Raw genomic sequence first — 14,007 nt, forward strand, 5'->3', positions numbered from 1 at the left:
TACGAGTCCCGTGCCCCCACCACCACGCGGAGCAAACCGCCATGCGGTCAGATGACGTCCGATCCCTCCTGCAAACCGCCGTACCCACGGCTGCCGCCGGCGCTCTCGCCGCCGTCATCAGTGGGCTGTTGGTCGGTGGCAAGGGGGCTGTGGGCGCCGTCGTCGCGACGTTGGTGGTGATGCTGTTCATGGGCATCGGGTTCCTCGTACTGCAGCGCACGGCGAAATCACTGCCGCACCTGTTCCAGGCCATGGGGCTCATGCTCTACACGGCCCAGATCCTGGCGCTCTTCGTCTTTCTCGCCGTGTTCAAGAACACGACCCTGTTCCACCCCAAGGCCTTCGCGATCACGCTCGTCGCCACCACCCTCGTGTGGATCGGCGCACAGGCGCGTGCTCATATGAAGGCCAAGATCCTCTACGTCGAACCGGACTCGATGAAGGGCGACAAGCCCGAAAATCCGGGGCCGAAGTCGTGAGGGGTAGGGCCGGAATAAGTGTGCGTTCGAGATGCTGCTATCGTCCGGTTCCAACTGCGGCATTGCGGGCGCGGGCATCTGAGCTGACGCCTGTTCCATCGCGAGGCTCGATGCCTGATAGCCGCCCCACCATCCGTTACACCAGTCCAGTGCCGAACCGCGGCTGCACGCCGCGCCGACACAACGAGGTTGCCGTACCTATGCGCCACGCTGAAGGAGCCCTGCGGTGAGTGCTGCTGACATGACGCTCGCCTTCGATATCAACTGTCATTTCGAAGACGGCACTGGCTGCGGCTTCCCGGGCCCGACCCTGTACTCGTTCCTGTTCAAGCCGATCTTCGGTGACGGCGACAGCAGCCTGTACTTCAACAAGACGATGCTGCTGGCCCTGCTGGGCTCCGTCATCATCGTCGCCTTCTTCTGGGCCGCGTTCCGGAAGCCGAAGGTCGTCCCGGGCAAGCTGCAGATGGTCGCCGAGGCGGGCTACGACTTCGTACGCCGCGGCATCGTCTACGAGACGCTCGGTAAGAAGGAAGGCGAGAAGTACGTCCCCTTCATGGTCGCGACGTTCTTCTTCGTCTGGATCATGAACCTGTGGTCGATCGTGCCGCTCGCCCAGTTCCCGGTGACCGCCGTCATCGCGTACCCGGCCGGCCTCGCCGCGATCATCTACGTCATGTGGATGTCGGTGACCTTCAAGCGCCACGGCTTCGTGGGCGGCTTCAAGAACCTCACGGGTTACGACAAGTCCCTCGGCGGCATCCTGCCGATGGTCATGGTGATCGAGTTCTTCTCGAACGTCATCGTCCGCCCCTTCACCCACGCGGTCCGACTGTTCGCGAACATGTTCGCCGGTCACACCCTGCTGCTGCTGTTCACCGTCGCCAGCTGGTACCTGCTGAACGGGATCGGCATCGCCTACGCGGGTGTCTCGTTCGTCATGGTGATCGTCATGACCGCGTTCGAGCTCTTCATCCAGGCTGTCCAGGCTTACGTCTTCGTGCTCCTGGCCTGCAGCTTCCTGCAGGGCGCGCTCGCCGAGCACCACTGAGCGAGTTCGCTCCGCAAACCCCCCGAATCGTCCGGTGGCCAACCCCCACCGGTCCATGAAAGAGAAGGAAGAACTGGCATGTCCCAGATCCTCGCTGCCACCGAAGGCGTCACCGGCTCCCTCAGCTCCGTTGGTTACGGCCTCGCGGCGATCGGCCCCGGCGTCGGCGTCGGCATCATCTTCGGTAACGGTACGCAGGCTCTTGCCCGTCAGCCCGAGGCTGCCGGTCTGATCCGCGCCAACCAGATCCTCGGCTTCGCCTTCTGTGAGGCGCTCGCCCTCATCGGTCTGGTCATGCCGTTCGTCTACAGCTGACGAACGCCCACGACTAGTCCGAATCGACGAAAGGCACTGATGTGAACCTCCTGGTTCTCGCGGCCGAGGAGCCGGGTAACCCCCTCGTCCCGCCGATCCCCGAGCTTGTCATCGGTCTGATCGCCTTCGTCATCGTCTTCGGTTTCCTCGCGAAGAAGCTCCTCCCGAACATCAACAAGGTTCTGGACGAGCGCCGCGAGGCCATCGAAGGCGGTATCGAAAAGGCTGAGGCCGCTCAGACCGAGGCTCAGAGCGTGCTGGAGCAGTACAAGGCCCAGCTCGCCGAAGCCCGGCACGAGGCCGCTCGCCTGCGCCAGGATGCGCTGGAGCAGGGCACTGCGCTGAAGGAAGAACTGCGCGCAGAGGGCCAGCGGCAGCGTGAGGAGATCATCGCTGCCGGTCACGCCCAGATCGCGGCCGACCGCAAGGCTGCCTCTCAGGCGCTCCGCCAGGACGTGGGCAAGCTCGCCACCGACCTGGCCGGAAAGCTCGTCGGCGAGTCCCTTGAGGACCACGCCCGGCAGAGCCGCACGATCGACCGTTTCCTCAGCGAGCTCGAGGAGAAGGCCGAGGCCGCCCGATGAACGGAGCGAGCCGCGACGCGCTGGCCACCGCCCGCGAGCGTCTCGACGCGCTGACGGACAACACGTCCGTCGACGCGGCGAAGCTCGCCGGCGAGCTGGCGGCCGTCACCGCGCTGCTCGACCGTGAGGTCTCGCTGCGTCGGGTCATCACGGACCCGGCGCAGTCCGGCGAGGCCAAGGCCGAGCTGGCCGGTCGGCTGCTGGGCGGCCAGGTGGGCGGGGAGACCCTCGACCTGGTGTCCGGCATGGTCCGGTCCCGCTGGTCGCAGTCCCGTGACCTGGTGGACTCGCTCGAGGAGCTGGCGGCCACCGCCGACCTCACGGCGGCCCAGAGCGGCGACTCCCTCGACGACGTCGAGGACGAGCTGTTCCGGTTCGGCCGGATCGTCTCCTCGAACACCGAGCTGCGCGCCGCCCTGACCGACCGGTCGGCGAGCGCCGCCGCCAAGAGCCAGCTGCTGCGCAGCCTGCTCGGCGGCAAGGCGAACGTCGTCACCGAGCGTCTCGTCGCGCGTCTCGTCACGCTCCCGCGTGGACGTAGCCTGGAAGCGGGACTCGAGTCCCTCTCCACGCTCGCCGCCGAGCGTCGTGGCCGCATGGTCGCCACCGTGACCACCGCGGTTCCGCTCAGCGACGTGCAGAAGCAGCGTCTCGGCGCGGTGCTGGCCAAGCTGTACGGCCGCCCGATGCACCTGAACCTCGACGTGGACCCGACGGTCCTCGGCGGGATCGTGGTGCGGGTCGGCGACGAGGTCATCGACGGCACCATCGCGGACCGCATCGAAGAGGCGTCGCGCCGCATGGCCGGCTGACCAGCCACCAATAGAACAAAGCATTCCTAGCGGCCCGGTTGGGCCGTGCAGAACTTGCAGAAGATTCCTGGGGGTCACCCCCAGACCCCTAAGAAGCTTCAGGCCCAACAAGGAGAGCAGGGAACCCAGATGGCGGAGCTCACGATCCGGCCGGAGGAGATCCGGGACGCACTGGAGAACTTTGTCCAGTCGTACCAGCCGGACGCGGCCTCGCGCGAGGAGGTCGGAACGGTCAGCGTTGCCGGCGACGGCATCGCGAAGGTGGAGGGCCTGCCCTCCGCCATGGCGAACGAGCTGCTGAGGTTCGAGGACGGCACCCTCGGTCTCGCCCTCAACCTCGAGGAGCGCGAGATCGGTGCGGTCGTCCTCGGCGAGTTCAGCGGTATCGAGGAGGGCCAGCCGGTGCAGCGCACCGGTGAGGTGCTCTCCGTCGGCGTCGGCGAGGGCTACCTCGGCCGCGTTGTCGACCCGCTCGGCAACCCGATCGACGGCCTCGGCGAGATCGCGACCGAGGGCCGCCGCGCCCTCGAGCTGCAGGCCCCCGGCGTCATGGTCCGCAAGTCGGTCCACGAGCCGATGCAGACCGGCTACAAGGCCATCGACGCGATGGTGCCGGTCGGCCGTGGTCAGCGTCAGCTGATCATCGGTGACCGTCAGACCGGCAAGACCGCTCTGGCCGTCGACACGATCATCAACCAGCGCGACAACTGGCGCTCCGGCGACGTGAACAAGCAGGTTCGCTGCATCTACGTCGCCATCGGCCAGAAGGGCTCGACCATCGCGTCCGTTCGCGGCGCCCTGGAAGACGCCGGCGCGCTCGAGTACACGACGATCGTCGCCGCCCCGGCGTCCGACCCGGCCGGCTTCAAGTACCTGGCGCCGTACACCGGTTCGGCCATCGGCCAGCACTGGATGTACGCCGGCAAGCACGTCCTGATCATCTTCGACGACCTGTCGAAGCAGGCCGACGCCTACCGCGCCGTGTCGCTGCTGCTGCGCCGTCCGCCGGGCCGCGAGGCCTACCCGGGCGACGTCTTCTACTTGCACTCCCGTCTGCTGGAGCGCTGCGCGAAGCTCTCCGACGACATGGGTGCCGGTTCGATGACCGGTCTGCCGATCGTCGAGACCAAGGCGAACGACGTGTCGGCGTTCATCCCGACCAACGTCATCTCCATCACCGACGGTCAGTGCTTCCTTGAGTCCGACCTGTTCAACGCGGGCCAGCGCCCGGCGCTGAACGTCGGTATCTCGGTCTCCCGCGTCGGTGGCTCGGCCCAGCACAAGGCCATGAAGCAGGTTTCCGGCCGTCTGCGCCTGGACCTCGCCCAGTACCGCGAGCTGGAGGCGTTCGCCGCCTTCGGTTCCGACCTGGACGCCGCTTCGAAGTCCTCGCTGGAGCGCGGCAAGCGCCTGGTCGAGCTGCTGAAGCAGGGCCAGTACCAGCCGATGCCGGTCGAAGAGCAGGTCATCTCCGTCTGGGCCGGTACCACCGGCAAGATGGACGACGTCCCGGTCAACGACATCCGTCGCTTCGAGTCGGAGCTGCTGGAGCACCTGCGCGTTTCGCGCAAGGACCTCCTCACCTCCATCGCGGACGGCGGCAAGATGTCGGACGACACGCTCACCTCCATCGGTGACGCCATCGCTGACTTCAAGCGTGGGTTCGAGACCTCGGACGGCAAGCTCCTGGGCGAGGACGCGCCGGCCGTCAACGTCTCCAAGTGACGACGGAAGGGACCTGACTCATGGGAGCGCAGCTCCGGGTCTACAAGCGTCGCATCCGTGCCGTCACGGCGACCAAGAAGATCACCAAGGCGATGGAAATGATCGCCGCCTCGCGCATCGTCAAGGCGCAGCGCAAGGTGGCGGCATCGATGCCGTACGCGACCGAGCTCACCCGTGCGGTGACCGCGGTGGCGACCGGTTCGAACACCAAGCACGCCCTGACGACCGAGGTCGAGGCACCGGCGCGTGCCGCGGTCCTGCTCATCACGAGCGACCGCGGTCTGGCCGGCGGCTACTCCTCGAACGCCATCAAGCAGGCGGAGCGGCTCTCCGAGCGGCTGCGCGGCGAGGGCAAGGAGGTCGACACGTACATCGTCGGCCGTAAGGGTGTCGCCTACTACGGGTTCCGCGAGCGCAAGGTCGCGGACTCGTGGACCGGCTTCACCGACAGCCCGGCTTACGCCGACGCCAAGCGCGTCGCGGCGCCGCTGATCGAGGCCATCCAGACGGTTACGGCCGAGGGTGGCGTCGACGAGCTGCACATCGTCTACACGGAATTCGTGTCGATGATGACGCAGAACGCGGTGGACGGCCGGATGCTGCCGCTCAGCCTCGACCAGGCTGTGGAGGAGAGCGGTACGAAGGGCGAGATCCTTCCGCTGTTCGACTTCGAGCCGTCGGCGGAGGACGTCCTCGACGCCCTGCTGCCGCGCTACGTCGAGAGCCGCATCTACAACGCACTGCTGCAGTCGGCCGCTTCCGAGCACGCCGCCCGCCGCCGCGCGATGAAGTCGGCTACCGACAACGCCGGGGATCTCATCAAGAGCCTCTCCCGGCTTGCCAACGCGGCCCGCCAGGCCGAAATCACCCAGGAAATCAGCGAGATCGTCGGTGGCGCCAGCGCCATGGCAGACGCGACCGCGGGGAGTGACAAGTAATGACGACCACTGTTGAGACGGCCGCCGCCACGGGCCGCGTCGCCCGGGTCATCGGCCCGGTCGTCGACGTGGAGTTCCCCGTCGACGCGATGCCCGAGATCTACAACGCGCTGAAGGTCCAGGTGGCCGACCCGGCCCAGGACGGCGCGCTGAAGACGCTGACCCTGGAAGTCGCCCAGCACCTGGGTGACGGCCTGGTCCGCACCATCTCCATGCAGCCCACCGACGGCCTGGTCCGCCAGGCCACGGTGGTCAACACGGGCGAGGGCATCACTGTCCCCGTCGGTGACTTCACCAAGGGCAAGGTGTTCAACACCCTCGGTGAGGTGCTGAACTACCCGGAGGAGAACGCCAACGTCACCGAGCGCTGGCCCATCCACCGCAAGGCGCCCCGCTTCGACGAGCTCGAGTCGAAGACCGAGATGTTCGAGACCGGCGTCAAGGTCATCGACCTTCTCACCCCGTACGTCAAGGGTGGAAAGATCGGTCTGTTCGGTGGTGCCGGTGTCGGCAAGACCGTTCTGATCCAGGAAATGATCTACCGCGTCGCCAACAACCACGACGGTGTGTCGGTCTTCGCGGGCGTCGGTGAGCGTACCCGTGAGGGCAACGACCTCATCGAGGAAATGGCCGAGTCGGGCGTCATCGACAAGACGGCGCTTGTCTTCGGTCAGATGGACGAGCCCCCGGGCACCCGTCTGCGCGTCGCCCTCGCCGGTCTGACCATGGCGGAGTACTTCCGCGATGTGCAGAAGCAGGACGTGCTCTTCTTCATCGACAACATCTTCCGTTACACCCAGGCCGGTTCGGAGGTGTCGACCCTTCTGGGCCGCATGCCGTCCGCCGTGGGTTACCAGCCGAACCTGGCTGACGAGATGGGTCTGCTGCAGGAGCGCATCACGTCGACCCGCGGTCACTCGATCACCTCGATGCAGGCGATCTACGTCCCCGCGGACGACCTGACCGACCCGGCGCCGGCCACCACCTTCGCCCACCTCGACGCGACGACGGTTCTTTCCCGTCCGATCTCCGAGAAGGGCATCTACCCGGCCGTGGACCCGCTGGACTCGACGTCCCGCATCCTCGACCCGCGGTACATCGCGGCGGACCACTACGCCACCGCGATGCGCGTCAAGGGGATCCTGCAGAAGTACAAGGACCTCCAGGACATCATCGCGATCCTCGGTATCGACGAGCTGGGCGAGGAGGACAAGCTCGTTGTCCACCGTGCCCGTCGTGTCGAGCGCTTCCTGTCGCAGAACACCCACGTCGCCAAGCAGTTCACCGGTGTGGACGGTTCGGACGTTCCGCTCGACGAGTCGATCGTCGCCTTCAACGCGATCTGCGACGGCGACTACGACCACTTCCCCGAGCAGGCGTTCTTCCTGTGCGGTGGCATCGAGGACCTCAAGGCCAACGCCAAGGAGCTGGGCGTCTCCTGAAGCCGCGCTCGTCTCTGAGCACTGCTGATTGACGGAGAGGGGCGGGTGTGTCCCGTCCCTCTCCCCACGCCCATTAGAATTTGACCCAACACCCGGCTTTCCCGCCGGGTGGTGACCCGAGGAGCCACCTTGGCTGCTGAGCTGCACGTCGAGCTGGTCGCGGCGGACCGTAATGTCTGGTCCGGCGAGGCCACCCTGGTTGTCGCCCGCACCACGTCCGGCGACATCGGCGTCATGCCCGGTCACCAGCCGCTTCTCGGTGTGCTGGAATCGGGCCCGGTGACCATCCGTACCAGCGGGGGCAACACTGTTGTCGCCGCGGTGCACGGCGGATTCATCTCGTTCGCGGACAACAAGCTGTCCCTGCTGGCCGAGATCGCCGAGCTTGCCGACGAGATCGATGTCGAGCGGGCGGAGCGGGCACTGGAGCGCGCGAAGTCGGAGACCGATGGGGCCGCCGAACGTCGCGCCGATGTCCGGCTGCGCGCGGTTTCGGGGCGCTGAGCCCCGGTACCGGTAAGAGTTTCAAACCTCAGCCGCGGCCTGTTCCGGAATTTTCCGGACCGGGTCGCGGCTGAGGCGATGCAGGTCGCCCCCAGACTCCGTCTGGTAGGAGCTCCGTCGGTTGAGGTTTTCGATGAGCGAGGAGGTCGGTGAAAGATGCTCCTCGCTCTGCTTGTGAGCGGCCTGTCCCTAGTGGCCCTGGTGGTGATCGGGCTGTTCGTCTTCGGGCTGCGCCGCAGGCTGATCCAGCGCTCCGGCGGCACCTTCGACTGCAGCCTGCGCTGGGGTGTGGCCGAGGAGCCCGACGTCTCCGGCAAGGGCTGGGTGTACGGGGTCGCGCGCTACAGCGGTGACCGCATCGAGTGGTTCCGCGTCTTCAGCTACTCCCCGCGGCCGCGCCGGCTGCTGGAGCGGTCCTCCATCGAGGTCATCGCCCGCCGTGCGCCCGAGGGTGAGGAGGAGCTGGCCCTGCTCTCCGACGCCGTCGTACTCGGCTGCGTCCACCGGGGTACCCGGCTGGAGCTGGCGATGAGCGAGGACGCGCTGACCGGATTCCTGGCCTGGCTCGAGGCGGCTCCGCCCGGGCAACGGGTCAATGTGGCTTGAATTCTAGGGCGCGTACGCCCTGCACGGCATGAAGAAGCCGGGGAGACGGGGGCGGACCCGTCTCCCCGGCTTCGTCTTTCACCGGTTCAGCGCGTGGGGGCTACTGAAGGCCGGTGTGGATCGCGGTGGCCAGTTCGCCGTTCGTGGTGTCGCCGCTGAACTCCCAGAAGAAGGCGCCCTTGAGGCCCTGCTGCTTCACCCAGGTCATCTTCCCGGCGATGGTGGCGGGGGTGTCGTAGCTCCACCAGTTGCTGCCGCACTTGGCGTAGGCCGTGCCGGCGACGGTGCCGGTCGCGGGGCAGCTGCCCTTGAGGACCTTGTAGTCCTCGATGCCCTGCTCGTAGGTGCCGGGGGCCGGTCCGGTGGCGGCGCCGCCGGGCGTGGCCTGGGTGACGCCGGTCCAGCCGCGGCCGTAGAAGCCGATGCCGAGGTTGAGCTTGGAGCCGGCGATGCCCTTGCCCTTGAGCTTGGTGATGGCGGCCTCGGAGTTGAAGCCGGCGATCGGGATGCCGGTGTACGAGGTGAGCGGGGAGTGCGGGGCGGTCGGGCCCTTGGCGTCCCACGCGCCGAAGAAGTCGTAGGTCATGACGTTGTAGAAGTCGACGTACTGGGCCGCGCCGGCGTAGTCGGCGAGGTCGAGCTTTCCTCCGTTGGAGCCGTCGGCGGAGATGGCGGCGGTGACCAGGTTGCTGCTGCCGAACTTCGCGCGCAGCGCGGAGAGCACGTTCTTCAGGGAGGCGGCCCCGCTGGTGTCGCAGGACAGGCCGCAGGCGTTCGGGTACTCCCAGTCGATGTCGATGCCGTCGAAGACGTCCGCCCAGCGCGGGTCCTCGACCAGGTCGTAGCAGGACTGGGCGAAGGCGGCCGGGTTGGCCGCGGCCTGGCCGAAGCCGCCGGACCAGGTCCAGCCGCCGAAGGAGTACAGGACCTTGATGTTCGGGTACTTCTTCTTCAGCTGGCGCAGCTGGTTGAAGTTGCCCGCGACGGGCTGGTCCCAGGTGTCGGCGACACCGGAGACGCTGGAGGAGGCGTCGTAGGTCTTCTGGTAGTCGGCGTAGGCGTCACCGATCGTGCACTTGCCGCCCTGGACGTTGCCGAAGGCGTAGTTGATGTGCGTGATCTTCGCGGCGCTGCCGGAGGTGACCAGGTTCTTCACGTGGTAGTTGCGCTGGTAGACGCCCCAGTCGGTGAAGTAGCCGAGCTTGACCGCGGCGCCCGGGTTGCCCGGGTCGCCCGGGTCGGTGGTGCCGCCGGTGGTGGTCACCGAGACGGAGCCGGAGGAGGGCCCGGTCTGGTCGATCGTGTCGCGGGCGGTGACCGCGTAGGTGTACGTCGTGCCCTTGGTCAGGCCCGAGGCGGTGTAGGAGGGGCTCGTGACGGTGGCGACCTTCACGCCGCCGCGGTAGACGTCGTAGTTCTTGACGCCCTTGTCGTCGGTGGCCGCGGCCCAGCCGAGGGTCAGGCCGGTGTCGGTGACGCCGCTGGCCGTGGGGGTGCCGGGGGCGCTGGGCGGGTTGTCGGTGGGGGTGGTGCCGCCGTCGCAGCTGCCGCCGTTGACCTTGCAGCCGCCGGGTGCGCCGGAGCCGGTGCCGTTGAAGCCGAAGCTGATGGTGGCGCCCGGTGCGAGGGTGCCGTTCCAGCCGACGTTCTTGCCGGTCCAGTGGGTGCCGGAGCTGGTGACGGTGGCGTCCCAGGCGGAAGTGACGGCGGTGCCGGCCGGGTAGTCCCACTCCACGGTCCAGCTGCTGAGGGTGGTCGTGCCGGTGTTCTTCACCGTCCACTTGCCCTCGAAGCCGGAGCCCCAGTCGGAGACCTTGGTGTACGTCGCCGTCGCCGCGGCGGCGGCCTCGGCGGGTCCCGCGAGGGCGACGAGTCCGGCGACGGGCAGGGTGAGGACGGCCAGGAAGGCCGCGACTCTTCGAAGCAGTGGTGCGCGTCGTGGGGGTGCTGTGCTCAAGGGTGCTCCTCCGAGGTCCGCCGCGGCCGTGGGGACGGCCGCGGCATGGGGGTGGGACCTGCGCCGCCCGTGAGCGTGCCCCGCATGACTTCTTGTCATGGCACGCTCACCACAGTTGTGCGTGAGAGTAGAAAGGTCTGGACCAACCGTCAAGAGGTCCAGACCTTACGGAAAGCCCCCGGACTCATTTCCGGCCGGATTCCCGCTACAGCCCCAACTCCTGTGCCAGAACCGCCGCTTGGAGCCTGCTGCGCAGCTCCAGCTTCGCCAGCAGCCTGCTGACGTGCGTCTTCGCCGTGGCCTCCGCCATCTCCAGGCACGCCGCGATCTCCGCGTTCGACAAGCCCTCGCCCAGGCACCCCAGCACCTCCCGCTCGCGCCGCGTCAGCGAGTCCACCGCCGCCGGCACGGGCACCCGTACGGGCCGCGGCGCCGCGAACTCCGCGATCAGCCGCCGGGTGACCGCCGGCGCGATCAGGCCCTCCCCGCGCGCGACCGTGCGTACCGCCCCGATCAGCTCCGCCGCGTCCGCGTCCTTCAGCAGGAAGCCCGCAGCCCCCGCGCGCAGCGCCCCGAAGACGTACTCGTCCAGGTCGAAGGTGGTCAGGACGAGGACGTCCGCCAAGCCCTCCGCGACCACCTGGCGGGTCGCCGAGACCCCGTCCAGGCGCGGCATCTGCACGTCCATGAGCACCAGGTCCGGCCGCAGCTCCCGGGCCAGGCGCACCGCCTCCTCCCCGTCGGCCGCCTCGCCCACCACCTCGATGTCGCCCGCGCTGCGCAGGATCAGCACCAGCCCGGACCGGACCGCGCTCTGGTCCTCCGCCACCACGACCCTGATCGTCACGCCCGTACCGCCTTCTCCCGGGCGGGCAGCGCCGCCCGCACCCGCCACACCGTCTCCTCGCGCCCCGCCCGGAACTCCCCGCCGAGCAGCTCCGTCCGCTCCCGCATGCCGATCAGCCCGGCCCCGGAGCCGGGGGCGCGGGGGCCGGGGCGTTCCCCGTAGGGGGAGTCGACCGCCACGGTCAGCATCCCCCCGTCGATCCCCCCTTCGGCGTGGTCGCGGGTCAGGCGGACGGTGACCGTGCCCGGGGCAGCGTGCTTGAGGGCGTTGGTCAGCGACTCCTGGACGATCCGGTACGCCGCCAGCTCCACCGGGGCCGGCAGTGGCTCCCCGTCGGGAGGCCGGGGCCGCTCGTCGAGGAGTACGAATTCCAGCCCGCTCGCGGCTCCGGAGGCGCGGGCCTGCTCCAGCAGGGTGGCCAGGCCGTCGAGGGAGGGCACGGAGACCGCCTCCTGCCCGGCGCCCGCGTCCCGCAGCAGCCCGATCAGCCGGCGCATTTCGGCCAGTCCCTGAACGCTGTTCTCCCGGATCACCCCGAGCGCCTCACGACTGGTCGCGGGGGAGTCGATGGAGAGCGCCGCGGTGGAGTGGATGGCGATGGCGGAGAGGTGGTTGGCCACCATGTCGTGCAGTTCGCGGGCCATCCGGGCGCGCTCGGCGACGACCGCCTGCGCCCGGTCCATCTCGGCCAGCAGCGCGGTCTGCTCGGCGCGCAGCCGGGCGGCCACGGCGGCCTCGCGGTGGTTGCGCAGGGTGGCGCCCGTCAGGGCCGGGCCGAAACTCACGATGCCGGTGATCACGCCGATCATCAGGGCCTGCGGGGTGCGCAGCCAGGCCACGGAGGCGATGGCGACGGCGACGGTGATCAGACCGGTGGTGACCGGGAGGCGGCGGGCCATGGCGGGCTTGCCGTAGACGACGGCCGCGTACATCAGGTCAGTGAAGATCACGACGCTGGCCAGATTTCCCACCGTGAACTGGTCGGCGATCACCCCGGCGGTGCCGACGGCCAGGGTCACCCGGGGCGCGCTGCGCCGCAGCGGCTCCATCGCGCCGAGGACGCCGAGAGGGACCAGGGCGGCCCAGTCGGGGAGCAGGTCCCGGCCGGGGGAGCTGTACACCCCGAGCGACCACAGGAGCAGGCCGGCGGCCACGCTGATCACGGCGAGCAGCACGTCGTCGCGGTGCGGGGGCGGGATCTTGGGGGTCACGGTCCCCATCCAACAGGGTGCGGTGGGGGCGGACATCGCCATCGTGGCCGAGAGGCGGTACATCGAAGGATGCAGTGCGGCCCCGCGCCTTTCGTCACCGGCGACGAGGAATCGGCGCGGACCGGGCGGGAAGCTGGAGGCATCCCCCGCCGCAGGAACGGAGACTCCCGTGCTCGTCACCCTGATCATCGCCTGTGAGGTCGGCTTCTGGGTCCTGCTGACCGGCGGCCTGGCCCTGCGCTACCTCGCGAAGATGCCGAAGACCGGCGCTGCCGTCCTGCTGTGCGAGCCGCTGCTGGAGCTGGTGCTGCTGGCGGCCACCGCCGTGGACCTGCGCGGCGGCGCCGAGCCGGACTGGAAGCACGGGATCGCCGCGCTGTACATCGGCTACACCGTCGCCTACGGGCACTACACGGTCCGCTGGCTCGACGGCCACGCGGCGTACCGCCTGGCCGGGGGCCCGAAGCCGGCCGGCGCCGGATACGGCAGCGCGCGGGCCGTCCACGAGTGGAAGCTGGTCGCCCGGACCGTCCTCGCGGCCGCCGTCGCGGCCTGCCTGCTGCAGGCCGCGATCTGGTACGTCGGCGGTTCGGGCGACACCGGCTCGCTGCGCGGGTGGCAGCTCTCGGCGCTGCGGGCGGCCGGCATCCACGCGCTGATCGCCGCCGCGTACACGGTGTGGCCGAAGCGGGCGCCGGCGAAGGCAGGCCTCCGGGACTACGGGGCCTAGCGGTCGCCGCCGGGGACCCACAGGACGTCCCCGACCTCCTTGTTGGCCGTGCGGGCCAGGATGAAGAGGAGGTCGGAGAGGCGGTTGAGGTAGGTGGCGGTCAGTGGGTTCATGACCTCGCCGTGCGCCTCCAGCGCCGCCCACGTGGAGCGCTCGGCGCGCCGGACCACCGTGCAGGCCTGGTGGAGGAGGGCCGCGCCGGGGGTGCCGCCGGGGAGGATGAAGCTGCGGAGCTTCTCCAGCTCCTCGTTGAAGAGGTCGCAGTCCGCCTCCAGCTTGTCGACGTAGAACTGCTCGACGCGCAGCGGCGGGTACTGCGGATTCTCCGCGACCGGGGTGCACAGGTCGGCACCGACGTCGAAGAGGTCGTTCTGCACCCGGACCAGGACCTTCACGACATCGGCGGGCAGCGAGCCGAGGGCGATCGCCGTCCCGATGGCCGCGTTGGCCTCGTTGGCGTCGGCGTAGGCGGAGATCCGCAGGTCGGTCTTGGCGGTCCGGCTCATGTCGCCGAGCGCGGTCGTGCCCTTGTCGCCGGTTCGGGTGTAGATGCGCGTGAGGTTCACCATGCCGCCAGCCTAGTTCGAGGTGGTGGGGTGTTCGAGGCAGTGGAGCTTTCGAGGCGGCGGAGTGTTCGAGGCAACGCGGGACAACGCGGGGCAACGTGGTGCGCGGGCCAACTGGAGCCCCCCGCCGCACTGCTGGGCCGTACCGGTGTGATGTCCGTCATCTGAGACGTGACGCGTGTTACTTCGCGGTCACACCACCCCTCGCGGGCGCTAGTCTCCGCCGGAGTGGGTACGAGA

General features: G+C 68.8%; 15 protein-coding genes. 11 read left to right on the top strand and 4 right to left on the bottom strand.

The features are described 5' to 3' along the window. The first annotated feature begins 41 nt into the window (after positions 1 to 41). The 10 genes from J7F03_RS29950 (at position 42) to J7F03_RS29995 (ending at position 8,456) form a co-directional block, all read left to right on the top strand. A complete protein-coding gene (locus tag J7F03_RS29950; RefSeq protein ID WP_214954970.1) occupies positions 42 to 479 on the top strand; it encodes a hypothetical protein in 438 nt (145 codons plus the stop codon). Positions 480 to 720: 241 nt separating this feature from the next. Next, complete coding sequence (atpB, locus tag J7F03_RS29955) at positions 721 to 1,530, top strand: F0F1 ATP synthase subunit A (protein ID WP_214955055.1); 810 nt, start codon at positions 721 to 723, stop codon at positions 1,528 to 1,530. Positions 1,531 to 1,608: 78 nt separating this feature from the next. Then, positions 1,609 to 1,845: an ATP synthase subunit C gene (locus J7F03_RS29960; RefSeq protein ID WP_008738174.1), complete on the top strand. Its 237-nt coding sequence runs from the start codon at positions 1,609 to 1,611 to the stop codon at positions 1,843 to 1,845. 41 nt (positions 1,846 to 1,886) lie between these two features. Next, a complete protein-coding gene (locus J7F03_RS29965) occupies positions 1,887 to 2,429 on the top strand; it encodes a F0F1 ATP synthase subunit B (RefSeq protein ID WP_214954971.1) in 543 nt (180 codons plus the stop codon). Then, on the top strand, positions 2,426 to 3,241 hold the full coding sequence (locus J7F03_RS29970; protein ID WP_214954972.1) for a F0F1 ATP synthase subunit delta: 816 nt from the start codon (positions 2,426 to 2,428) through the stop codon (positions 3,239 to 3,241). The genes J7F03_RS29965 and J7F03_RS29970 overlap by 4 nt, the downstream gene beginning before the upstream one ends. A 129-nt stretch (positions 3,242 to 3,370) precedes the next feature. Next, positions 3,371 to 4,966 (top strand): F0F1 ATP synthase subunit alpha, encoded by a 1,596-nt coding sequence (gene atpA / locus J7F03_RS29975; RefSeq protein ID WP_214954974.1) that lies wholly within the window; start codon positions 3,371 to 3,373, stop codon positions 4,964 to 4,966. 20 nt (positions 4,967 to 4,986) lie between these two features. Further along, a complete protein-coding gene (locus J7F03_RS29980) occupies positions 4,987 to 5,904 on the top strand; it encodes a F0F1 ATP synthase subunit gamma (protein WP_214954976.1) in 918 nt (305 codons plus the stop codon). Then, complete coding sequence (gene atpD / locus J7F03_RS29985) at positions 5,904 to 7,346, top strand: F0F1 ATP synthase subunit beta (RefSeq protein ID WP_214954978.1); 1,443 nt, start codon at positions 5,904 to 5,906, stop codon at positions 7,344 to 7,346. The genes J7F03_RS29980 and atpD overlap by 1 nt, the downstream gene beginning before the upstream one ends. A 129-nt stretch (positions 7,347 to 7,475) precedes the next feature. After that, entirely contained in the window at positions 7,476 to 7,850 is a 375-nt protein-coding gene (locus J7F03_RS29990) for a F0F1 ATP synthase subunit epsilon (RefSeq protein WP_214954980.1), read from the top strand. A gap of 156 nt (positions 7,851 to 8,006) precedes the next feature. After that, a complete protein-coding gene (locus tag J7F03_RS29995; RefSeq protein ID WP_214954982.1) occupies positions 8,007 to 8,456 on the top strand; it encodes a DUF2550 domain-containing protein in 450 nt (149 codons plus the stop codon). Positions 8,457 to 8,556: 100 nt separating this feature from the next. On the opposite strand, the gene J7F03_RS30000 is transcribed toward J7F03_RS29995, so the two are convergent. The 3 genes from J7F03_RS30000 to J7F03_RS30010 all read right to left on the bottom strand — a co-directional run bounded on the left by J7F03_RS30000 (position 8,557) and on the right by J7F03_RS30010 (position 12,480). Beyond that, complete coding sequence (locus J7F03_RS30000; protein WP_251072699.1) at positions 8,557 to 10,413, bottom strand: glycoside hydrolase family 18 chitinase; 1,857 nt, start codon at positions 10,411 to 10,413, stop codon at positions 8,557 to 8,559. 205 nt (positions 10,414 to 10,618) lie between these two features. Then, positions 10,619 to 11,260 carry a response regulator transcription factor gene (locus J7F03_RS30005; RefSeq protein ID WP_214954986.1) on the bottom strand — a complete coding sequence of 214 codons (642 nt, stop codon included), beginning with the start codon at positions 11,258 to 11,260 and terminating at the stop codon, positions 10,619 to 10,621. Beyond that, positions 11,257 to 12,480: a sensor histidine kinase gene (locus J7F03_RS30010; RefSeq protein WP_214954988.1), complete on the bottom strand. Its 1,224-nt coding sequence runs from the start codon at positions 12,478 to 12,480 to the stop codon at positions 11,257 to 11,259. The genes J7F03_RS30005 and J7F03_RS30010 overlap by 4 nt, the downstream gene beginning before the upstream one ends. A gap of 160 nt (positions 12,481 to 12,640) precedes the next feature. Here J7F03_RS30010 and J7F03_RS30015 point away from each other — a divergent pair, with 160 nt between their 5' ends. Next, positions 12,641 to 13,201 (top strand): hypothetical protein, encoded by a 561-nt coding sequence (locus J7F03_RS30015; protein WP_214954990.1) that lies wholly within the window; start codon positions 12,641 to 12,643, stop codon positions 13,199 to 13,201. On the opposite strand, the gene J7F03_RS30020 is transcribed toward J7F03_RS30015, so the two are convergent. After that, entirely contained in the window at positions 13,198 to 13,770 is a 573-nt protein-coding gene (locus J7F03_RS30020) for a cob(I)yrinic acid a,c-diamide adenosyltransferase (RefSeq protein ID WP_214954992.1), read from the bottom strand. The two genes, J7F03_RS30015 and J7F03_RS30020, sit on opposite strands and share 4 nt — an antisense overlap. Positions 13,771 to 14,007: the final 237 nt, after the last annotated feature.

It is taken from the genome of Streptomyces sp. ISL-43 (genome assembly GCF_018614195.1).
Classification (GTDB): domain Bacteria; phylum Actinomycetota; class Actinomycetes; order Streptomycetales; family Streptomycetaceae; genus Streptomyces.